Genomic DNA, 19,694 nt, shown 5'->3' with positions numbered 1-19,694 from the left:
TCGCACCATCGCGCCCCTATCCCGCACCCACCACACGTCTCCATCGCGTCAATGGGCCGCGAGCCGTGGACATGACGAGGCCGTTGTCTCGCAACTCCTCCAGTGTCGTTCGCACCTGACGCTCGCTGATGCCGGACCCCACGCGGGCGTGAATCTCGCGGCGCGTCAAGCCGTTCTCCACGCCTTCCAGCAGGGCGAGTATCGTCTCCCGTCGTTCTTCAGGCCCGCTCACGCCGCTGGTTGTAGGCCTTGGAACGAATCGGCCATGTCGGAACCGCACGGTGACGGCCCCGCCATCATCCTCGATCTCCGGGACGGGAAGACCGGCGCTGCTCGTGAGCTCGGCCATCTTCAGCGTCCCGCTGCCCCATTCCTCGATGATCCCGCGCCGGTAGAAGGTGCGGGCGATCAACGGGTTCCACGGCCGCGACTCATGCGGTCCAAACAGCTTCTCCGGCGTCAAGCCGAAGTGCAGCGACCCGGAGGATGTGACCTCAAGGCGGTCGTCGTAGACCGCTATACCAACCGAACTGCCTCCAATGGAGTAGTCGCGGTGGCACAGGGCATTGGCCAGCGCCTCTCGCGTGGCCAGGGGCGGGTATAGGGGCTCGTCGATTCGCTCGAATCGGTCCTGCTCGAACCGTCCGGCGATGGGCAGGGTGTCGCGCAGAAAGCGCTCCGCGTTCGCCAGGAGTGTGAAGGCGTTGCCGTTGAACTGGCGATTGTCCAGGAATTCCATCCGGTCGATCCCCCGGAAACGGGCGACGCGCAGCAGGCACTGCGGCATCTCGAACTCCAGCCGCTCCGTGCTGCCGAACAGCACCGCCGCCGCCCGAAGCAGCACGCCGTCATGCAGAAGGCCGAGTCCGCGCAGGAGGTCGGTTGGTTCTCCACCTACAGGCTCCTCCAGCCGTCCGCGCCGGACCGCCTCAGCGACCGTCCGTCGAATCTCAGCCTCGTCCAGATCGTCCACCGACCACCCCGCGAGGGACTGGTTTTCCCAGCGCTGTCCGCCATGCATGCGCTCGGTTAACATGCGGTTGTACTCGTCGGCCGACATAGCAACCGTCGTATTCCCGACCCTGCGGTAGGCCGTGCCCCGGTAGGCATATGGCCTTACTGGCCCTTTTTCCACACCGACAACAATCACCTCATGGTCGCCGTTCACGGGAAGCCGTTCGACTGATGGGAAAGCGGCTGGATCTATCCTCTGTAGTTCCGCACTGACCTCTTCAATCGTACGCTCACTCACATGCTGTCCCGCTACTCTCCCTTCCGGTGTCACTCCAAACAAAACGCAGCCACCTCGCTGATTCAGCATGGCGCACACGGTCCAAGCCGCCTCACGACGGGTTCCTGTGGAAGTCTTAAATTCCAAAGTCTCAGACTCGCCAGACGCAGCCAGTGCTGCAATTCGGTCGATAGTCATAGGCGCATTCTGTCTCTCATTCGTGTCACTGATGCGCCGTACTGTCACAATCGGCTCGGTAGTTAGAGGCCAAGTAGTGACGCGACGTCACGAGTTGACTCGTCTCATAGATCGGCTCAAGTCATACTCGCAGTGGTTCCGATTCTGAAACGCTGCTTCAACCAGAAACCTCAGACTCGTGGGATTGATTCTGTTCCATGACGTGACAGATATCTTTGCCTCCGGCTTAACTAAATTATCAATGAGCCTGTCCGGCATGTAGGGATATCGACGTTCGTATTCAGCTCTTGAGTGGATTGATGTCCATGACGTTATGTCCGGATACAAGGCCTTCTCGGGCAGTCCATGTGACACGTGAAGGGAACCATAGTCTGTCGGTGGCAGCATAATAACCAAAATCCCCGATTTCTTGTTAACAGCCCCATCGTACATACTTGAATAGATTTCCCAGTCCACGTGCTTCCTGCGTCTTGTTTCAGTTCCAACTAGGACAATGGTGACCGTGGATAGTCTCAGACGTTCATCCCTGATAATCTTGCGAATCTGTTGATCGCTAAGGTGGTCAGGGATATCGCCGATATCGACCGACTCATTCATGAAGATTCGGTTTTGCTCCCCAGATCTTACCAATTCCTCTTTGTACCACTGGTCATTATCATGGTGATAACTGATAAACACTTTATGCACGTCCATCCCCTCTCTCACAAGAGCCATTGTGTGCGCCTCTACGCAGCCGATGAAGCCCTTGCATAACCAGAGTCACGGCTTGATCGATGTGCGGCGTGTGTGCAAGTACACGGTTCTCTTTGGCAGAAAGACCGTTGTGGAGATTGTCCGGTCCGTAGCATTCGAAACGCTGACGGCCAGGCCAGGCCGGACGGGAGCCGGCCCAAGCATCGACGAGGCCGAGTGTCTCCGCAATGTCTCTTGTGCAACCGCCGAAGCCGCCGATCAGGAAGATCGGTTGACCAGAATCTAAAGACAGCAGGGCTTCTTCCGCAATGCCGGGCATATTCCCCTTATAGCTTTCCACACGCCCGCCGAGTAGGATGCGCGCATCTGTTTCATCGTGCATGATCCTGCGCATCGTTGTTAGGCCCTCTGCCCACTCTTCATCATCGGGCTCATGGCAAGGAAGCACTTTACGCTCTTGCAGTGTCAATCGCTTGCCATCTCTGTCGATGAGAGCAAGGAGGGCGGTCCCTTGGAGTTCCTCTTCGATTTCACTCAGCTTAACGACCGTCATTAGAATATGAACGGGCCACGCCAGATAGCTAGTTACCCTAGGCTTCCTGATCCCGTCGCCATCTCGGCGGTAGCGCAGAACCAAATCGAAAAGCAGTTCCGTAAAGCCATGTTGGCGCAGGTCGCCACCGTATGCCAAGTCCGCGCCAAAGGCAAGGAGGTACGTAGCGATCTCTGCCGTGGCATCTCGCAAGTGTCCATCACTTAACCCAAACACCGCCATGTCGGGACTCTCTGACGTTGAGATAGCAATGACCTTGAGCTTCTGGGATTCCTTTGTTGCCATTTTCACTCCTCCGCTAACCACTGTCTCAGACTTTGCACATGTACGTCGTGGGCAATATCAGCGAACAACTGTGCCTCCGCTTGACCCAAAGGCGGATCAGGATAGACGATATACTGGTCAGTTTCGTCGGCGCGGGCCGGCAGGTTGACCAGTGACATCAACTCTGGCGAACGCGCTATGAACAGGATCTGTGGGTAACGCTTGCGCAGGCGCTCGACACTGCATCGCCATAGAAAGTCCTTGAATACTTCATCGAGTAAGAGTCCCACTACTTGGTCAATTCGATCCATGCAAATGGTATCCATCCGAATAAACGGCACGTTTCCCAAGTAGGGGAACGCTCGCTCGTCAACCGTTTGCAGGCAGTCAACTACCAGCATGGGCGTGTTCGCCCGTTTTGTTGTTATCACTTCACGGCGGCACCACTCGCGCGACGAGTAGGAGTCGGTGTAGATTACTATAATCACTCCGTCTTGTATGGAATGGTCAATAACCGACGAAAATGGCGTGCCTGCTGGAATGTCATAAATGTCCAAGAAGCTCGACAACGCGCTGTTGTTGTGGAGCCAATCTCGAATCTTGCCTGCAATCCGCTCTCCGTAGTCATCGTGTTTAGAATGACTGAGGAAGACGTTGACTTTCTTCAAGTAGCGTTCAAGGCTCTCTTTGGCATCGGGATGCTGAAGCCGAACTAAGTGATGTCTCAGCATCCTATTGAACTCGTGCGTGAGATCTCTGAGGAGCCGCTGTTCTCGTTCTTCATTGGTGCCTGCCCAATGGTCCCAGCGCAGCGCTTGCTCCTCAAGTCCTATTTCAAGCGCACCCGCTTCCATCTCAACCGGAAACACGCGGGTGTTAAGGCCTCTATCGGCGGCTTCTCCCGCAAGGTCATGAACATACTGAACCCATGCGGGATCATTTGTAAGCGAGTGATCAATCAAAACAACTACCGCAGTTGTGCCGGTGCTATCCCAGTCAATTGGCAGGGGAGTCTGAGAGCCGGGCGCAGCAGCATTCCGAAAAATAACGCGCACACTGGCCCCACCGGCCACGTTTCTATACCGGTGAGCGCCGTAGTGGTCGTGAAACAGCCCTGCGACCTTCTCACCGAGAGCGTAATTCGGATGCCAGACGACATAGAGCATAAAGGGAGGTTGCGAGTTGGTTCCTATGATCACATTACTCCTGTGAAAAATCCGTCGACTCCACCATAGCCGATAAATCAAGATCGGCGGCCCTGATTCCCCCCGTCATCAGCTTGTGCAGCAGAGCCTTGAACAGCTCCTCCAGCATGGCGCGCTTCCGGCGGTGAAGATCTATCTTGTGATCGATAGCATCTAGGATGGCAACGACCTCGCGCTGCTCGTCCAATTTGGGAGGTATTGGCAACTGCAGTTGTTCTATCCGTACCAGTGCTAGCTTCGGCTGGGCATTCGTAGCTGTAGACTGCGCGATCTGTGTTTGGCATGTATCCGAAGCAAGCGCATACATCAAGAAGCGTGGCGTAACCCGCTCATCTGTTACGGAGACTTTGGCAGCGTTTTCGGTCAAGTTAGCACCATCTAGGCTCTCGGAAATCTGGCCTACCAGCCCAATAGTACCGGCAATCGATATGTAGACATCCCTACTGGATATGGTATATCGAGCAATCACGGACTTGTAACCATCCGGTACAAATAGCACTTGGCCAGCATCTACTCTATGGTCCCTGAAATCCGTTACACGAATGTAGGGCTGGCCTGTGTTCTCGCTGGTTAGCGCAACCCCCTTGGGCATTCGCTTCCCGCCCTTCACAACGGCGACGGAGTTGACGGCAACAGGCTCCCAACTCTCCGGCACCGGCCCGATCTCGGTTTCCTTCTGCGGCTCGCCGCGCAGGCCGCGGGTGAAGAGGGTGTGCATGGCGGCACGTTTGAGGGCCTGGGCCGTGGCAAGACTCTGGTCCTGCAAGTCGATGGAACGTCGAACGTGGTCCAGGAACTCAGCGATTCTAACCTGCTCACTTTGCGGTGGCAGCAAGACTTGAATACGGTCAATCTTGTTGCGATTGAGAGTGTTCCCTTTGACTTGCCTATCTTGTAGGGCGTCGTAATCCACCTGTGAGAGAAAGTAGCCCAAATAACTCTGGTTTACTCCCTCGTGAGGGTAGATGGCAATGATGGCTTCGTTGTGGCAGGCATCTACCCCAAGCGTGGCTATTCGTCCTATCGTTAGCTTGAAACTCATCAGCAAGGTGCCGGCTGGAACTGCCTTGTTTCCGAATATCTCGTCAAACGCTGTTCCTGAGATGCGTTCCTTTGTCTGCGAGACTAAGCCGAACTCAGTCATATCGGAAATTGCAACCCATGGGACACTATCGTCCGCTGCCATCCAGTACTCTGGTGTGGCGCGGGCAGGTGTCCGTCCTGCCGAATAGCGGGCTATCTCGGCAAAAGACTTTATTGTCCAGTTCTCCGAGACCACTGAATGTCCTCAATCATTTAAGAGAGCCCCTTGAGCCGCACAGCGGGCAGCCTTTTCAACTGTTGATTCATTGGGTCAACCTCTATCCCGACGGATTCCAGCGCCGTCACGCCCAGCAGCGGCTCCACATCGAAGACTACTCTGAGTTTATCGCGTGAAACCGCTGACACGTCCACGTAACGAATTACAGGCCGTGGATCAGCGCGAGGATTCCAGTTCGATCCTCGGATCGTCACCTCGCCTAAGGGACGCCACGTCCACGCTTCGTTCATTGCAGGCGCTCCAGCATTCTCGCCAGCGTCGCATCGACCTCACGGGCTTCTTCATCGAGGAGCCGCATCTCAGCGATGATCTCCGCAATCGGGCGCTGAGCTACGGCGTCGGTCTGTCCCACCCAGCGGCTGGGGCTGAGGTTGTAGTCGGCCTCTGCCGCCTGCTCGCGGGTGATGACGGCCACCTCGCCATCCACAGCCTCGCCTTTCAAGAAAGCAGCCGCTATGGGACGGATATCCCCCTCCGGGATGTAGTTCTTGGGTCGGCCCTTGCCCACGCGTCGGCCGGCGTTGACGAGCACGATCTTGTCTTTGCGCGCCTCCGGCTTGCGCTTGGCGAGCACCACGATGATGCCGGCGGCGTTCGTGTTGTAGAAGAGGTTGTCCGGCAGCAGGATCACGCCGTCGATCAGGTCGCGCTCCACGAACCACTTGCGGATGTTGCGCTCCCGGTCCTCGTTCTTGCTGCCGGAGCCGCGCGTCACCGCGCCGGTGTCCAGCACCACGGCCGCCCGCCCGCGCTCGTTCAGGCAGGACAGTGTGTGCTGGAGCCATGCCCAGTCGCCCTTGCCGGTGGTGACGCCTCCGGCGGTACGGAAGCGGTCGAACGGGTCGTTCGCGAAGATGGCCGGGGTGAAGTCCTGGTTCCACATCGGATTGGCGACCACGATGTCGTGGCCGGTGATGCGGCCCGCGGCGTCCTTGAACTTGGGGTTGATCATGGTGTCGCCGCGCTCTATCTGTACCTCCATGCCATGGATGATGGCGTTCATGTGGGCGACGGCGTAGCTGTCGGCCTGCAACTCCTGACCATATAGCTTGAGGGGAACGCGGCTGGTGGGGTCGGTCTCCCGGGCGACCAACTGGAGCTTGATGAGCAGTCCCGCCGAGCCGCAGGCATAGTCATGGCAGGTCTCGCCGGGCCGGGGGCGCATGATGTGGGCCATGAGAAAGCCGACCTCGGTGGGGGTGAAAAACTCGCCCGCCCTCTGACCGGAACCTTCGGCGAACTTGCGAAGCAGGTACTCGTAGGCGCGGCCCAGGAAGTCGGGCTGCACGTCGGCGAGGCCCAGGCGGTAGCGGGGGTCGGAGAAGGTCTCGACCACGTCGGCGAGCCGGGCCGGATTCAGGTCGCGCTCGCCGTTGCGCTCGGAGGCAAAGTCCACGAGGTCTATGACGCCGGAGAGCGTGGGATTGTAGCGCACGACGGCGCGGACGGCCCTGGTCAGGTGCTCGCCGACGTCGCGGGGGCGGGTGCTGCGGCCCCCGGCGTCGAGGGGCCAGTCGTGGGCCTCTCGACCGTTGACCACGCTCCACCGGGCCTCGGGCGGCAGGTAGAAGCGCACCGCTTTGTGGTCTCCTTCTATGACCTCCTGCGCGAATGTCCGGCTCCCGTACTGTTCGGCCAGCCGGTCGATCTCGTCGTCGAACACATCCGAAAGGCGCTTGAGGAAAAGGAGCGGCAGCAGGTAATCCTTGAACTTGGCCGCGTCCTTTGCGCCTCGGATCGAGCAGGCGGCGTCCCACAGCATCTGCTCCATGGGCTTGGTGGTGGGAACAGCATCCTTCTGGCGACGCGACCGCCGTCGGGTCACGCGGGTCGCAGCCTCCACCTCGTCCACCACCGGCTCGGTGGAGTCGACGCCCGCCTCGGCAGCGAGTGCGGCGATAGCCGCCCGCCCCGCCTTCTGTGGCATGGTCACGCCGCCCTCCCACCGGTTCACGGTAGCGAACGACACACCAAGCCTCTCGGCAAGCTGCTCCTGCGTCAGATCCAGCCTCGCGCGGATGGATTGAAGAGTTGGGGGGATATTGTGTTGGTCTGCTGTATCTGCCATAAACGGTGTTTCCTAGTCAGTTAGAGAGCCACTGGGCGTACGCATGGACATCGATCATTGGCACTGTGCCGCTAAACTGAAGCTGCGAGATTAGCGTGAGCAGGAAAGCGGTCGCAGGCTTGCCGCCTGAGTGCTTCTCGTATGCCTCGCTGCCTTCGTCAAACCTGAAGTACCCATGGGCGGCAACACAACCGAGGTCCAGATGATCATCGCCCATGCCGTCGCCAAGCGCTGTGAGCAAAGGCTCGCCAAGGGCTGGCTTCCAATCGCTCTCAAGAGTCAACAGACCACCACATATGGGAATGAGTGCCTTGGGTAGATAGGTTCCTCCTGCATGGGGAATGGGCAGGCTGGTCCGGTGAAGTCGGCGCACGCTAGCCACCTTCTCGCGTGCGTACTCTACATGCGCCGCATTGAGCGTCTGCTTGGCCTCGAACACTGCGTACACACTTTCAGCAGGGATGATGGTCTGCTCTTCGTACCGGAAGATGAAGGGTGAGTACTGACGGTCGTATACGACCACGTCAATCTGGTCGCTGAATACTCCTCTGCTATCCACCACATGAGCCTTGGCGGCTTGGTAGCGCTGAGGCAGATACGTGCTGAGAAGGTCCAGCCACACGTTCTCGCTGGCATCTCCCTTGGTGCCAGGGTGCGCGAAACTCCGCCGAGCGGTCTCCAGGCGTCGCTGGATGTCGTCATGCAGTCCAGCGAGGAGCTGTTCCAGCGACCACTCGCTCACGATGCACCATCCCGGAAGGGCGCTGTAGGAGTCATTGCTTGGGTGATCTTCAGAGCACTGTCCGCGTTTACTGGGCCGTCGGGATACGCATCGAGCACAATTGCGGGTAGAAGCCTCTGGGTGAGATCTGAGAATGTAAAGCCGTAGTCCCCATGCTGGTGTGGCCCGGTGGCATCGACCACAGCTGCGAGCTGCGTCTGCGAAAACCCCAACTGGTGTAAGTGCGGCGCTAGTATGGCCGAGCGTTGCCCCCTGTCTGGTCGAGTGAATGTGAGGATGTCTGCTGCACGGCGCTGTACTGCCGGATCCAAAGCACCGAGCCGGTTTGTGCACATGATCACGGCAGCCGGAAGCTTGCTGTTGGCAAGGCGGTCTACCCCACGGATAAAGGCATTCACACCGGCCCGGTCTTCATGATGCATCTGTGCCGCCTCACGTGATTGGGCGATAGCATCGGCTTCGTCTACCAGGAGAACGACAGCTCCTCGTGAGGCCCCGTTGACATCCTTGAACCTTCGAGCTTCCCTCAGAGTGTGGTCGAAGGCAGCGGACAGTAACTGGGTCATCTCGCCAACGCGTCCTTGTCCACGTGTGGAGAGACTCATCGGGAAAAGTACGATGCTCACGCCCTCCCGACGGGCCACATCATCGCCGATGGTCTCCGCGAGCTCAGATTTCCCAGATCCAACGTCGCCAGCCAGCACGACGAGAGGCGGCCTTCTCAATACCGTGTCGAGCACTCCGCTGGCTTCGGGATGGTGCTTGCTCACCCAGGCATTGAGACCTGATGGGTTGATGAGCAGTCCGAGCATCTTAGCCAAGCGGGTCTTGTGGTCGTCCACCCCAACGAGGCGGTACAGACGCTCTCGCGCTCCGACGTCTGGGTAGGTGATGGGGCTGTCAAACAGGTCGTCGGTGGTCGACTGCGTTGTCACCTATAGCTCCTCAAGCTGGCACGGTCAAGTGCACGGCCTCCTGCGGAGTAAATCAGGTCTCCGCTCCAGGAGCCGTTGATTCCAGGTTCCGGCGCACCAGTCCTCTGGAAGGGAAGACAGCTGCTGAATGCCTCTTTCTCCTGCTCTGTCAGTCGGTCCCATGCAGGACTGGACATCAAGTAGCTGTAGAAGGACGCTCCGCTGATATCCTCACCGGGGCGAATTCGTCCAGGGTCATCGTCAACGGTGGATGCACCGGCGAGGTCCCGGGCCGTGTAACGCAAAGTCGGCGCGATCAAGATGCCATTGCGGCGGAAGCCATAAGTAACAGAGCCTAGGAATCCTTCCTTGAGGAACTCTATGGCCTCCGCCTCATAGGCGGTAATCCGGTCGTCAGACGGCTCGCCGTAGAACCTCTGCATTCGCTTGAGGTCGGTGGCGACCTTCGCCGCCATGTGCTTAGCATGGGTGCGAGTGAACGCTTCAGTGACCGAGTAGCTGTAAGTCATTCTCCTCCTCAGACTTGAAACGAAGAGCCAAACACCCTTCGCCAGTAGTAGACAGTCTCTTGCTTGGTCGGTGCGGCAAGCGCCGCGTCTATTGCATCGCCCGCGTCAAGGGCGGTCTCTACTATCGCGTCAGCCTCCGCGTCGGTGTACAGAGCGGCAACGTTGTTCTTCTCGTTTACAGGGTCGATGATCTGCACCGGACCGGAGAATTGTCCAACCGCTGATAATTGGTAGTAGTCAGTGAAGAACACCTTCTCTCGCATATCGGTGCGGGCAACGTACGTGAAGAAGTGCTGAAGCGCCTCAGGGTAGTCGGAAAGGTCGAGCCCCTTGTCACAAAGGTGTGAAAGGATCATCTCTATCATGAAGGACTTGAATCGAAAGCCAGGCGACTCATCTTTCAGCCTACCTGCCCAGAACTTCACCAAGCGTACGACCTGCGCGAAATGCTGTTCCTGCGCCTTCTTGCGCTTGTCTATGAATTCGAGGTGAAGCGGGATGCTGGTCTCTAGGAACGAGCCGTCGTCTTGGCTGACAAGCCTTCCGTACCATTGCGGATCCCCATCGTAGAGGATGGGGACCACGTCAACATCGAGCCCTGTGCCTCGGAATGAGACGGTGACGCTGTAGGTCTGGGGATGTACCTGGTCCGGGCTGAAGTTCGGGAAGGCTTTTCGGAGACGCTCGGCTAGGTATTCAAGCAATTCGGCCACATCGTTGGGAGTGTCAGCCCCGCTGATGTAACATGCTAGGTCGATATCGTTCAGGGAGCGCAGTGCTGTCCCTTTCGCAAGGCTACCCGACAACAGCATCTTCTTGAGAGTGAAGTCGGGATTCTCGCTCAGGTATCCGTCGAGCTTCTCCCGGAGGCGGCGAGCCTGGGCACGATACTCACTTGCCTTGTCTCTTGGCAGGTTCACCCTGTCCTGGGCGAACCTCGCGATATCGCCATGGTCAACGTGTTGTCGTGTCATGATCCTTACCTTGCACGGTCTCCGCAATCTATGAAGCGCTGGATGGCCGTATGCGCGGCTCTTCTAGAGATCCCCAGTACATAGAAGTCGCCAATCGCCCCGCTCTTCAGACGGGAGGGATTGGGCTGCATATATGCTATGTCTGCTATAGAGTATAGCAATAAGCCGACTAAGGAGTCAACGATAAAGCACAGCCCCGTTCCAGAAGAGGGCCATCCGGTGGCTGCGCTCACAGCCTACAGGTCCAGCACCAGGGTCAAGGTGAAAGTTCTTGAGTTTGTCAAGCGTAGTGAACCATCGGGGACTGAACCATGCCTGTTTCAGTCATTTTAGGGCTGGTCATGGCTGAGCCTGATGCCCGGATGCGCGGCGCGCAACCGCTTGCGAGTGAATGTGCGGGTTGACACGAGTATTGGATTAGTCATATACTTAGCTAAACTCCGTAGCCAAGGAGTCCTACATGCCGGTTGTGAACATCCATGAAGCAAAGACTCACTTGTCGCGCCTGCTCGCACAGGTTGAGGCGGGCGAGGAGATCATCATCGCCCGCAATGGCACACCAGTAGCCCGGCTCGTGTGTTGCAAGAAGCGTGGTAAGCGGCAGCCCGGCGCCTGGAAGGGCTTGATAGAGCTCAACGACAGCTTCTTTGATCCGTTGCCGGAGGAAGAACTGGCCGCCTGGGAAGGTGAAGGCTGAGATTGCGGCTGCTGCTTGACACCCACGCGTTCATCTGGTGGATGACGACGGACGAACGGCTGTCGCAACCTGCCCGACGCGCTATTGCCGACGAAGCGAACGTCATACTCGTCAGTGCGGCGTCTGCCTGGGAGATCGCCACCAAGCACCGCCTTGGCAAACTTTCGGGAGCCGATGAGATCGTGCCTGACATCGCCGGAGCGATCGCAGACCAAGACTTTGAGGAGTTGCCGATCACCGTAGCTGACGCCGCGCGAGCCGGCGCGCTGCCGGGCCACCACCGCGATCCGTTCGACCGCATGCTCATCGCCCAAGCGCTGGCGCGCGATCTCGTTCTCATCTCCAACGAACCCCTCTTCGACCGCTACGGCGTGCGCCGCCTCTGGTAACCGCGCCGCCAGCAGCATATCGAGCAGACAGGCGTCGTCGGAGTTAACCACTATCTGACGTCTGTTGGTTGCCATTGCTCTGTGTCGTCATCTTCTTTAGTCTGCTTTTTGCCGCGCGGGCAATTTTGTTTGACAAAGGAGCCGTAAGCACTTTTCTGTCTACAAGTCCGATGAACCTCTCGAGACTCTCTTTCGTCTCAAGCTCGTCGATTAAATCCCGAAGAGTTAGCATTTCGGGGGAGTTAGCTGAACGACCAGCAATGCAACTAATGGTCACATAACAAACCAGCCTTAGTCTCCATACGTCAGTAGCACTGACTACTGACAACGCCCCCTCATGGACCACGTCATTTCGACGGTCATATAGATGCTTTATTATGGTTTCCTGAGTGCTTGTCAACAGAAAATATCGCAGGGTAATGAGGCTCCCTTTGCTTGACTGTTCCTGCCCATCAGGGACAAGAAGAACCTCTAATGCTGTGCACAGATCAACTAATTTATGGGCAGGTTCCTCATGTGCAGTGCTACGTGATATCCAATAGACGGCTCTAAGAATCCTGCCGCGAATATCGTTCGGAAGATCGCAGAAAAGCCTTGCTCTCAGCTGTTCAAAGCCCTTACCTATGGCATCGCTCAGATCATCAACTACCGCGCTATATGGTCGGTGCCAGTGCCATTCGAGTGATGGCTCTTCCACGCTGAGCGACATCACTAGAGAATGACCAGAACGACCCCATTGCACTAGTTCATCGACAAGCCAAACAACCGCTGGACGCCCGGCCAGAGCTGACACTCGCATCACAGCGAGCGCATTGTCCACTTGCGTCGTTCCCACCCAATAAGCTGTCGAACTTGAGGCAGCTTCGACTTTCACAGCAGCCAGAGCCATCTCGTTCTCAATCCATTCCTCGACTCTTTCTGAACCCCAAATGTCTTCTGCCAAAGCCTCCTTGGTCGCAGTGAAGAACTCCACTCCAAGAACTGTAACCGGCTTCGCCCCCACATCCATATTGTCGATAGAATACATCACTTCAAATTCAAGGAGAGGCTTCTTCCAGCAGTCACCAAATCTATTGACAAGACCAGTCAAGGTTTGAGGACTATCCAGATACATTCCAGGGTCAGTATCGATCTCACAGACTAGTTCGTCCCAAAACGCGTTAAGTAGATCATTGTCTTCGGCATGCCTAGGAACCAGCTCGTTTCTTAATTTGTGCAGGACCCGCCAAAACTCAGAACACAGGTCCTCGTCCATACCAAGACAAACAAAAAGCGACTCAGGAACAAACTGCGGTTCCCCTTTCTTAAGCGCCTTGGAGCCGGATCTGGCCAAGCGTTCCAGAAACTCAACTATGCTATCTTTGCAATTCAATTCCATTGTCCATACTCCATTCTCCTGTCTTCGTCAGTAAGCACTTCATGCAGAAGGCCAGGAGCATTATGTTGTGCAAATCGCCGCACCGACATCGAGATCAAAGGCGCCTCACCCAACTTCGCCAACCTCAGCCTTTTTATGAAACTACATTGGGGCCCTCATTATCATGCCCGCACAAGAAAGGCGCCAAGGCACGAATAAGCATTGTTTGACTGTTATCCACCATATTGCTGTGGTAGCATAGCGACAATTGTAGCTACAACAAGGAGGTGTTGCATGGGCATGAAAACGCTCGGCGAGCGCCGCCGCTCCAAGCAGGTTTCGTTCTACGAAATACCTAGTGTTAAAGAGCGCATCACAGAAGCGGCGATACGCGCCGGACTTCGCGACTCGGACTGGCTACGCCAAGTGGTGCGCGACGCGCTAGAGGCGTCGGAACGTAAAGCTCAGAAAGAGCAGGAGCGCGACCGCCGTGCGGCAAACGCCGTCTAGCCGCTATTTCAAACCGCACTCACTGCGTAGGCCGGGGCCGCTGTACCCAGGCCTGGGGGTGGTAAGAAATTGGTTTGCCTGCTGCAACGATGTGCGCCGGCACGACGTATGGAGTTCGTCCGCATCCCGACGTGCGACGTCGTGTCTTGCCTGAGGTAGACACACGATCTTTGACGTGGCGAAGGATAGACAATCCCAAGCGACCTGTATGTGTGGAGTGTGTCCGTGAAAAACGCGAACTGGTCCGCCGTCGCCAAGATGGTAGCGCCCGAACTGCTGGACGAGCCGACGCAATACTCCCTGGGTGAGATGTGCTGGTGGCGCTAGGGAAGCTTTCTCGTGCTCCACGTCGGCACCGGCATTTGGTATGACTACGAAACCGATGAAGGTGGCGACTTCCTCGACCTCATTGCCCGTGAGAAACGCACGGGCCGCCCCGGCGCGTGGGCCTGGCTGGGGAAACAGGGACTGCTAGCTCCCAGCGCTCTCTTCACGCAGAAGGACGCACGCAAAGCCGCAGAATTGGATTGTACCCTCACACAAAGAGCACCCGCAGAACACCTTGTTTGGCACCCTGGTCCGTTTAACAACAATCTTGCCCGGGCGTATCCCTGGGTTTCTCCGCCTTTGGGGGTGATGGTAGGAATGGAAACCGTCCCTGAAGATGCCTCACATCCGGTCCGACGTTGGGCTGCGCTGCGCGACCTGTGGCAGCCAGACATACCTTTCCCGCCTGGTATTGCATGGATACCGGCAAGCACCCGTGTATTTCGCGAGCAGACAGGTGCAGGCACGATTTTGGTTTTTCTTGCGCCGCTCGCTGCCTGGCAGGCGACGTATCCTCACGCGCCGCGACCGCAAGCCTTGCAGCTAATGGGCATCAACGCCGCAGGTACACCTATCTTGGGCCAACTGGAGTTCTATGGTACGACCGCAGGCACATGCTTTGCCCTCTTGAACACAACCAGCACCACACTCCATGTGTGCGAGGGCCTGGCCTCCGGCTTAAAGCTGCGACGCTATGAAGGCGAGTCCGTGGTGGTAACAGGTGACACGACTGGGTTGGCGCAGTGTCACACGTGGGGCTACATAGACTGCTTTCGACCCGTGTGTCTATGGCCAACCTGGAACGAAGCCAGCCGAGAGGCAGCGTGGCGAGCGGAACAGCGCTTTGCGAATAACTACACGTTTGTTTCAATTATGTATTTGCCGGACGGAGGAGACGTCGCCAGCGTGCCGCTTTGGCAGGGCGACAATCCGTTCCGGTCCCGACAATTCGGACCATGACCTGCACACGCGGGAGGACCAAGTGAAGGACATAGACTGGGCGTCCATTGCCGAACCGGTGGCCCGCGAGCTGCTGGGCGAGCCTAACCCGCACCTACAGCGGCAGGCGCGAGCTGCGCTGGGGGCGCAAGGGTAGTCTTGTCGTGCATGTCGACCGGGGAACCTGGCACGACTTTGAGGCTGGGGAGGGCGGCGGTGTGCTGGACTTGATACAGCGCGAGGCGAACACCGATAAAGCCGGCGCAATCGCCTGGCTACAGGAACACGGCTACCTGTCAGACCCCAGTAGCCCATACACGGCACACAGATCTCCCTCACGGCTGCGCAAGCCGCCTGAAGGACATTCCTATCCGGATTCGTCGGTACCTGCGCGTACAGATACCCGGGCAAGTGATTCCAAGCGTGCTACAGTACGGCTGGCGGAAGTCTGTGAGGGCTGGGAACAGATCCCCGCCGACCAAGCGCATCCGGTGCGGCGCTGGGCCGCGCTACGCGATCTGTGGCAGCCGGACGCACCGTTCCCGCCAGGCTTGGCGTGGCTGCCGGCAAGCGCGCCTTGGTTTCGCGGCCTGCATGAAGGTGCGGGTGCGATTCTATTCAAGCTCGCGCCACTCGCTGTGTGGCAAGCGATCTACCCCAGAACACCTGCCCCGGCCGCCGTGCAGCTTGTCAGCATCGATGCTGAGGGCAAGCCGGCGCTGGATTGACCAGAGGCCGACGAAGGCTTATCCAAGCGTACCTACGGCATCGCATCGGGGCATGTGCTCCTGATAGGCGATGGCGACGTTCTCCACCTGTGCGAGGGCCTGGCGGACGGCTTGCGCATTCGGGCTACGAAGGTGGGACCGTTGCCATCGTCTGCGGCACCGCAGACATGCGGCAGTGTGCTACGTGGCAGGGCATCGAGCACTACCGGCGCATCCGTTTGTGGCCGGGGACGGGGACAAAGGGGGGCGCGAAGCCGCTCAGCTCGCGGGGCAAGCACTCGCCAATCGAGAAATCACGGTGTCCATTATGCGCTTGCCCGACGGCGTGGACCCTGCAGAAGCACCGTTGAAGCGTCGCAGCGCCAGCCAAAACACGGCCAGAAAGCCTAGGCACCAGGAGCAGCACACGTCGTCTGTGGGCGTCACCGGCGACGTTGATGGGGATAACGATGTCGCGATCGCCGCCGCATTTACCGATTTGACCGCGCAGTACACTAAAAGGACGGTGCTATGACCGAGGAAAACGGGCAACAGATTGATGCAACGGTAGAGCATGTCGTGCCAGACTCGCTCGCCGTTGCCTACCGCAAGGCACTGGAAGCCCTGCAGGGCGCATGGGAGCGCCAGCAACCGGACAGCGGCTTGCTCGCCAGCGACGACTATATGACGGCACAGGCCGCGCTGGGCATGCTCGAAACGCTGCTGACCACGAGAGCGGACGTGTCGGCAGACATTCGCCCCCAGTCAGACCCATGCGCTACACACGCCTGCAGACAAAGAGACTCCCTCTCCCTCTGGAGACCATTGCAAAACCCGTGTGGAAAGGAGATTATTCCCTCTCCCGTCAAGGGAGAGGGTCGGGGTGAGGGCGAATCTTCTCAACTCCGCTGGGTAGGGGCACGATATATCGTGCCCCTTCGCGTCTGTGGTCCCAAGAAGTAGAAATTCAAGAAGTCCCAATACACCCCTGCGAATTCTCCAACCGAACTGCGCGGCGGCTGGCTACGCCCCCAGGAAGCCCTCATTGTAGAGTACCGACGTGTAACCGTGATCGGTCGCCCAGCGGATGGCCGCCTCGGTTTTTTCCGGCACGTTGGGCTGGAAGTGTGGCAGGTGATTGCGGAAGTACTGCTCGTGGACCATCAATTCCATAATCTCGCTGCGGTGGGGATCTTGCGCCACGGTCTCCAAATGCGCCACCACGGCTTCCGGCGTCTTGATGGAGTTGATGACCTGATCGTGGGTCACGAACAGAATATCCTCGCTGTAGTCCATCCAGTAGTCGTGGGAATTGAGATACGCGGTGGTGGCGGCGTCCAGATAGTAGTTGACGCGCAGGTCCGGTGCGGGAATGAAATAGCCGGCCAGGCCCCAGATGCCCTCCTGGCGCAGCGCGCGGCAGCCCAGGCGGGTGCCCTCGCCCCAGTGGATCGTGGTGAAGTGCGACCAGCTCTCCTCGCCCGCGAAGCGCAGCGTCTCGTCGCGCACCTGTCGGAAGTCCGTGAGCAGCTTCTCCGCCGACGCTTCTTTATACGGATCCCGCGGCTGGTCGGCGCGGGCGTGGAAGGAAAGCTGCAGCCAGTCGGCGTTATCGCGCCACTCCGACTTGTACGTATCCGGCATCTGGCGCAGGTCGAAGTCCTCGCAGGCGTAGTAGATGTTGATGTGGGTCTTGGCGCCGTACTTGTCGCGCAGGTCGCGCATGAAGCCCAGGTAGAAGTTGTCGAAGAGCGACTTTGGCCGCTCAAAGGCAATGTCGCGCAGGAAGTAGATGTCGTCATCCAGCGAAAAGCGGTAGCGCGGGAACGAGTTGCGGTCCCAGAGCACCGTGACCGCGTGGGAGAGCGTTTCGCCGCCGCGTTCCGCTACCGCCGTGAGCACCGTCTCGTGGGCGTCCAGGGTGTATGCCACCGTGAAGGTCGCGCCGACAATCCTGGCCCGCACGCCGTTCACCGTCACCGTATCGGCCTCGCTCACCACGCCCTGCACCGTGATGTGCAAGCCGTCGTCACCCTGCCGCCCGTCGTGACGGTTGAGCACCGCGCCATGTATCGGCGCCGTAATTTGCACCTGCATGGGAAAAGTCTGCCTCCTCCGCTGCACTGAATTGGATACCGTATATTAGCATAGACAAGCACCGGAATGTATACTAGAGCACTGTTTCGTGGTTTCATACTATTAACATGACCTATAGATTAGGGCGCACTTGAAAGGAAATAGACATTAACAGAACACCCGACATTATCCTGGTTTCCTGCGCCAAGAAGCAGCACAAGCATCGTGGTCCCGCCAAAGATCATTACTGCTCGCCTTCTTTCAAAAAGGCCCGGTGGTACGTTGAGGAGAAAGGCGCGCTCTGGTTTATCCTTAGTCCGAAGTACGGGCTAGTTGATCCAGATCGTCCAATTGAATGGTACGACATGGATATAGCTTACTATTCAGCACATGAACGGCGTCAACTGTCACAGGAATTCGTCGATGCGTTGTTGCGTAGAGTGGGCAACGTGCGGGGCAAGGTGATAGAGATTCACGCCGGCAAGAAATATATCGACAATGGATTGGAAGACGGCTTGCGCCAAGCGGGCGCCATCGTGCGCAAGCCACTGGCGGGACTAGGGCATGGAGGGCGGTCGCGGTGGTATACCTCCGCCTCGCGCTGATCGCGGCGCTGCTCGCGGTACTTGGGACAGCGTGCGGTGCCGACCCCGCGAGCGAATCGGCAACGCCGCCCGCCAAGGCAGTGGCAAGGCAGACGCCGACCGCAGAGCCGACAGCGCCGGCTACGTCTCCCACGCCGACACTACTTGCCAATGCGACTCAAGTGTCCAGGGCAGTACCTACGCCGGTTCCCACCACGATTCCCACACCAGTGCCCGCTGCGCCGCTGCCGTTGGGGGAATCCACTTTGGAAGCAGTAGAATTCTTCTATGAACTCCCTGAAGTCGTCGCGATAGTGGTATTAGCCAAAATGTTTGACACGGCTCCAGAAGACCCCAGGCTTAACATGTGGGTGAACGAATTGGAGTGGAGAATCGCCGCCTCCCCTATGGTCTATCAGATGTACACGTGGGCTCACTACCCCATTGGGACGTACCCCGACATCGAGCAGTTCATGGATGGTTATATACGCAACCCAATGGCTTATGCGCAGGCGGCGAGAGACTGGTTGGATAGCGGTCCATGCACGTGGCCGGAGGAAGTGCAAGCGCAGGTCGTAGCTCTGGAGCGGGAGTCCCCAGGCTGGTTGGAAGCAACGATCATTAGCGTTTTGCATGCACAGTGGATGGCAGAACCAGCTATGGAGGCCATTACAATAAAAGCAAAATCGGATTACTTTGTGGATCCCGATGCGTACCTGGATCGCTTCCGCTGCGCTGGGGTCGGCGGGCGAGCAGTAATTCGGACACCAGCTGCACCGACGCCAACACCCGTGCCGACACCGGTTGCTACGGCGACTCAAAAGCCCGGGGCAACGCCCACGCCGGTTCCTACGACGATGTCCACACCAGCGCCATTGGAGCCGCTGCCACTGGGGGAATCGACTTTGGAAGTGGTGGAATTCTACTTCGAACACCCGGAAGTCGTCGCAATAGCAAGTATTGCTAAGATGATGGGCGTACATGCTTCTCACCCTGCTGTCATTAACTGGACAGAGAGGTTGGCGCCGAGGATTGGCAATTCCCGGACGATCTACCTCATATACACATGGGACAACTATCCCGCCGGCGCGTACCCAAGCGTGGAGCAGTTCATGCATGGGTATTTGATTGACCCGCGGGCTTACGGAGAAGCCGCGAAACAGTGGTTGGATAGTGGCCCGTGCGCGTGGCCGGAAGAAGTACAGGAGAAGGTCGTAGCGGTTGAGCAGGCATCTCCGGGCAGGTTGCAGGCAAGCATCGTGCATGCAACGACAGCAGCCTGGGCCGCAGAACCTGCTATCCGTTACATCACGCTAGGAGCAAGAGAGCAATTCTACGATGATCGCGAGGCGTACTTAGACCAGTTCCGTTGCACTGGGGGAGGTGGGGCGACTGCAAGTAGGACACAGGTCGTT

Annotated in this window: 22 protein-coding genes; 9 read left to right on the top strand and 13 right to left on the bottom strand. The window is 58.1% G+C overall.

Annotated features, from left to right (window positions below; genetic code table 11):
• Positions 1-16: 16 nt before the first annotated feature.
• The 11 genes from OXE05_12535 to OXE05_12485 form a co-directional block, all read right to left on the bottom strand.
• Positions 17-1,429 carry a putative DNA binding domain-containing protein gene (locus tag OXE05_12535; GenBank protein ID MCY4438147.1) on the bottom strand — a complete coding sequence of 471 codons (1,413 nt, stop codon included), beginning with the start codon at positions 1,427-1,429 and terminating at the stop codon, positions 17-19.
• Between the two features lie 87 nt (positions 1,430-1,516).
• Entirely contained in the window at positions 1,517-2,122 is a 606-nt protein-coding gene (locus tag OXE05_12530) for a TIR domain-containing protein (protein ID MCY4438146.1), read from the bottom strand.
• A complete protein-coding gene (locus OXE05_12525; protein ID MCY4438145.1) occupies positions 2,109-2,960 on the bottom strand; it encodes a hypothetical protein in 852 nt (283 codons plus the stop codon). Before OXE05_12525 ends, OXE05_12530 begins: the two co-directional genes overlap by 14 nt.
• Before the next feature lie 2 nt (positions 2,961-2,962).
• Positions 2,963-4,138 carry a toll/interleukin-1 receptor domain-containing protein gene (locus tag OXE05_12520; GenBank protein MCY4438144.1) on the bottom strand — a complete coding sequence of 392 codons (1,176 nt, stop codon included), beginning with the start codon at positions 4,136-4,138 and terminating at the stop codon, positions 2,963-2,965.
• A gap of 1 nt (position 4,139) precedes the next feature.
• Entirely contained in the window at positions 4,140-5,423 is a 1,284-nt protein-coding gene (locus OXE05_12515; GenBank protein MCY4438143.1) for a restriction endonuclease subunit S, read from the bottom strand.
• 17 nt (positions 5,424-5,440) lie between these two features.
• On the bottom strand, positions 5,441-5,695 hold the full coding sequence (locus OXE05_12510) for a hypothetical protein (protein ID MCY4438142.1): 255 nt from the start codon (positions 5,693-5,695) through the stop codon (positions 5,441-5,443).
• Entirely contained in the window at positions 5,692-7,533 is a 1,842-nt protein-coding gene (locus OXE05_12505) for an N-6 DNA methylase (protein ID MCY4438141.1), read from the bottom strand. The genes OXE05_12510 and OXE05_12505 overlap by 4 nt, the downstream gene beginning before the upstream one ends.
• A gap of 16 nt (positions 7,534-7,549) precedes the next feature.
• Entirely contained in the window at positions 7,550-8,275 is a 726-nt protein-coding gene (locus OXE05_12500; protein ID MCY4438140.1) for a hypothetical protein, read from the bottom strand.
• Positions 8,272-9,210: an AAA family ATPase gene (locus OXE05_12495; GenBank protein ID MCY4438139.1), complete on the bottom strand. Its 939-nt coding sequence runs from the start codon at positions 9,208-9,210 to the stop codon at positions 8,272-8,274. Before OXE05_12495 ends, OXE05_12500 begins: the two co-directional genes overlap by 4 nt.
• Positions 9,207-9,719: a hypothetical protein gene (locus tag OXE05_12490; GenBank protein ID MCY4438138.1), complete on the bottom strand. Its 513-nt coding sequence runs from the start codon at positions 9,717-9,719 to the stop codon at positions 9,207-9,209. The genes OXE05_12495 and OXE05_12490 overlap by 4 nt, the downstream gene beginning before the upstream one ends.
• 8 nt (positions 9,720-9,727) lie before the next feature.
• Positions 9,728-10,693 carry a CBASS oligonucleotide cyclase gene (locus OXE05_12485; GenBank protein MCY4438137.1) on the bottom strand — a complete coding sequence of 322 codons (966 nt, stop codon included), beginning with the start codon at positions 10,691-10,693 and terminating at the stop codon, positions 9,728-9,730.
• A gap of 460 nt (positions 10,694-11,153) precedes the next feature.
• Between OXE05_12485 and OXE05_12480 the strand changes: the two genes are divergently transcribed.
• Positions 11,154-11,390, top strand: a complete 237-nt coding sequence (locus tag OXE05_12480) for a type II toxin-antitoxin system prevent-host-death family antitoxin (protein ID MCY4438136.1) — start codon at positions 11,154-11,156, stop codon at positions 11,388-11,390.
• A gap of 2 nt (positions 11,391-11,392) precedes the next feature.
• Complete coding sequence (locus OXE05_12475) at positions 11,393-11,779, top strand: type II toxin-antitoxin system VapC family toxin (protein ID MCY4438135.1); 387 nt, start codon at positions 11,393-11,395, stop codon at positions 11,777-11,779.
• A gap of 43 nt (positions 11,780-11,822) precedes the next feature.
• Here the strand turns inward: OXE05_12475 and OXE05_12470 are convergent, their stop codons facing one another.
• Entirely contained in the window at positions 11,823-13,157 is a 1,335-nt protein-coding gene (locus tag OXE05_12470) for a HEPN domain-containing protein (protein MCY4438134.1), read from the bottom strand.
• Positions 13,158-13,430: 273 nt separating this feature from the next.
• Between OXE05_12470 and OXE05_12465 the strand changes: the two genes are divergently transcribed.
• The 5 genes from OXE05_12465 (at position 13,431) to OXE05_12445 (ending at position 16,582) form a co-directional block, all read left to right on the top strand.
• Positions 13,431-13,646, top strand: a complete 216-nt coding sequence (locus OXE05_12465; protein ID MCY4438133.1) for a hypothetical protein — start codon at positions 13,431-13,433, stop codon at positions 13,644-13,646.
• A 339-nt stretch (positions 13,647-13,985) separates the two neighbouring features.
• Positions 13,986-14,933: a hypothetical protein gene (locus OXE05_12460; GenBank protein ID MCY4438132.1), complete on the top strand. Its 948-nt coding sequence runs from the start codon at positions 13,986-13,988 to the stop codon at positions 14,931-14,933.
• 143 nt (positions 14,934-15,076) lie between these two features.
• The gene (locus tag OXE05_12455; protein MCY4438131.1) at positions 15,077-15,640 is read left to right on the top strand and encodes a hypothetical protein; all 564 of its coding nucleotides are present in this window, start codon (positions 15,077-15,079) and stop codon (positions 15,638-15,640) included.
• Between the two features lie 184 nt (positions 15,641-15,824).
• The gene (locus tag OXE05_12450; protein ID MCY4438130.1) at positions 15,825-16,154 is read left to right on the top strand and encodes a hypothetical protein; all 330 of its coding nucleotides are present in this window, start codon (positions 15,825-15,827) and stop codon (positions 16,152-16,154) included.
• On the top strand, positions 16,151-16,582 hold the full coding sequence (locus OXE05_12445; protein MCY4438129.1) for a hypothetical protein: 432 nt from the start codon (positions 16,151-16,153) through the stop codon (positions 16,580-16,582). The genes OXE05_12450 and OXE05_12445 overlap by 4 nt, the downstream gene beginning before the upstream one ends.
• 60 nt (positions 16,583-16,642) lie before the next feature.
• Here the strand turns inward: OXE05_12445 and OXE05_12440 are convergent, their stop codons facing one another.
• Positions 16,643-17,716 carry a hypothetical protein gene (locus tag OXE05_12440; protein ID MCY4438128.1) on the bottom strand — a complete coding sequence of 358 codons (1,074 nt, stop codon included), beginning with the start codon at positions 17,714-17,716 and terminating at the stop codon, positions 16,643-16,645.
• A gap of 344 nt (positions 17,717-18,060) precedes the next feature.
• Between OXE05_12440 and OXE05_12435 the strand changes: the two genes are divergently transcribed.
• A complete protein-coding gene (locus OXE05_12435) occupies positions 18,061-18,300 on the top strand; it encodes a hypothetical protein (protein ID MCY4438127.1) in 240 nt (79 codons plus the stop codon).
• Positions 18,276-19,694, top strand: a 1,419-nt coding sequence (locus tag OXE05_12430) for a hypothetical protein (GenBank protein ID MCY4438126.1), incomplete at its 3' end; no start/stop codon positions are given. The genes OXE05_12435 and OXE05_12430, both read left to right, overlap by 25 nt.

Source organism: Chloroflexota bacterium (assembly GCA_026710945.1).
Taxonomy (GTDB): Bacteria; Chloroflexota; UBA11872; order VXOZ01; family VXOZ01; genus VXOZ01.
This window is presented reverse-complemented; position numbering and strand designations above follow the sequence as displayed.

What these genes read in the sequence shown, in the direction of transcription:
- OXE05_12535 (MCY4438147.1), bottom strand. Translation starts at nt 1,429, where the DNA reads ATGACTATCGACCGAATTGCAGCACTGGCTGCGTCTGGCGAGTCTGAG.
- OXE05_12435 (MCY4438127.1), top strand. Translation starts at nt 18,061, where the DNA reads ATGGATATAGCTTACTATTCAGCACATGAACGGCGTCAACTGTCACAG.
- OXE05_12445 (MCY4438129.1), top strand. Translation starts at nt 16,151, where the DNA reads ATGACCGAGGAAAACGGGCAACAGATTGATGCAACGGTAGAGCATGTC.
- OXE05_12470 (MCY4438134.1), bottom strand. Translation starts at nt 13,157, where the DNA reads ATGGAATTGAATTGCAAAGATAGCATAGTTGAGTTTCTGGAACGCTTG.
- OXE05_12510 (MCY4438142.1), bottom strand. Translation starts at nt 5,695, where the DNA reads ATGAACGAAGCGTGGACGTGGCGTCCCTTAGGCGAGGTGACGATCCGA.
- OXE05_12525 (MCY4438145.1), bottom strand. Translation starts at nt 2,960, where the DNA reads ATGGCAACAAAGGAATCCCAGAAGCTCAAGGTCATTGCTATCTCAACG.
- OXE05_12505 (MCY4438141.1), bottom strand. Translation starts at nt 7,533, where the DNA reads ATGGCAGATACAGCAGACCAACACAATATCCCCCCAACTCTTCAATCC.
- OXE05_12530 (MCY4438146.1), bottom strand. Translation starts at nt 2,122, where the DNA reads ATGGACGTGCATAAAGTGTTTATCAGTTATCACCATGATAATGACCAG.
- OXE05_12480 (MCY4438136.1), top strand. Translation starts at nt 11,154, where the DNA reads ATGCCGGTTGTGAACATCCATGAAGCAAAGACTCACTTGTCGCGCCTG.
- OXE05_12485 (MCY4438137.1), bottom strand. Translation starts at nt 10,693, where the DNA reads ATGACACGACAACACGTTGACCATGGCGATATCGCGAGGTTCGCCCAG.
- OXE05_12490 (MCY4438138.1), bottom strand. Translation starts at nt 9,719, where the DNA reads ATGACTTACAGCTACTCGGTCACTGAAGCGTTCACTCGCACCCATGCT.
- OXE05_12465 (MCY4438133.1), top strand. Translation starts at nt 13,431, where the DNA reads ATGGGCATGAAAACGCTCGGCGAGCGCCGCCGCTCCAAGCAGGTTTCG.
- OXE05_12440 (MCY4438128.1), bottom strand. Translation starts at nt 17,716, where the DNA reads ATGCAGGTGCAAATTACGGCGCCGATACATGGCGCGGTGCTCAACCGT.